Source organism: Klebsiella sp. K5-45, assembly GCF_030128605.1.
In the GTDB taxonomy this organism is placed as follows: domain Bacteria; phylum Pseudomonadota; class Gammaproteobacteria; order Enterobacterales; family Enterobacteriaceae; genus Klebsiella; species Klebsiella quasipneumoniae.
The window spans coordinates 1-830 of the sequence record NZ_JAKUZW010000058.1 but is presented as its reverse complement, the minus strand read 5'-3'; the positions used below and the strand labels follow the sequence as shown (position 1 = coordinate 830).

Below are 830 nucleotides of genomic sequence, written 5' to 3'. Positions count from 1 at the left end.
ATCTGTTGTCCATTTCCACCGCGCATTACTCCCGGTCATTCGCTGATTAGCCACTGCACGGTTACGGTCTGCATATTCACCGGGCCAGTAACCCGCACCTTTTCGGGGAGGGATAAGCGCGCTGATTTTCTTACGCCGCAGTTCATCGTGACATAGCCGGGTATCGTAAGCGCCATCGGCGGCGGCTGACCTGATTTTCCGGTGGGTTTGCCGGATTAACCCGGGGAAGGCCTCTGAGTCCGTCACATTGTTCAGCGACAGGTCAGCGCAGATGATTTCATGTGTTTTACTGTCAACGGCGAGATGCAGCTTACGCCAGATACGACGGCGTTCCTGGCCATGCTTTTTGACTTTCCACTCGCCTTCACCGAAGACCTTCAGCCCGGTGGAATCAATTACCAGGTGTGCGATTTCACCCCGGGTGGGCGTTTTGAAACTGACATTAACCGACTTTGCCCGCCTGCTGACACAGCTGTAATCCGGGCAGCGTAGCGGAACGTTCATCAGAGAAAAAATGGAATCAATAAAGCCCTGCGCAGCGCGCAGGGTCAGCCTGAATACGCGTTTAATGACCAGCACAGTCGTGATGGCAAGGTCAGAATAGCGCTGAGGTCTGCCTCGTGAAGAAGGTGTTGCTGACTCATACCAGGCCTGAATAGCTTCATCATCCAGCCAGAAAGTTATGGAGCCACGGTTGATGAGGGCTTTATTGTAGGTGGGCCAGTTGGAGATTTTGAACTTTTGCTTTGCCACGGAACGGTCTGCGTTGTCGGGAAGATGCGTGATCTGATCCTTCAACTCAGCAAAAGTTCGATTTATTCAACAAAGCC

Annotated in this window: 1 protein-coding gene; it reads right to left on the bottom strand. The window is 52.8% G+C overall.

Annotated features, from left to right (window positions below):
- Positions 1 to 798 (bottom strand): IS5 family transposase (locus MKS11_RS27430; RefSeq protein ID WP_284109799.1); only part of this gene is annotated, 798 nt, incomplete at its 3' end.
- Positions 799 to 830 lie beyond the last annotated feature (32 nt).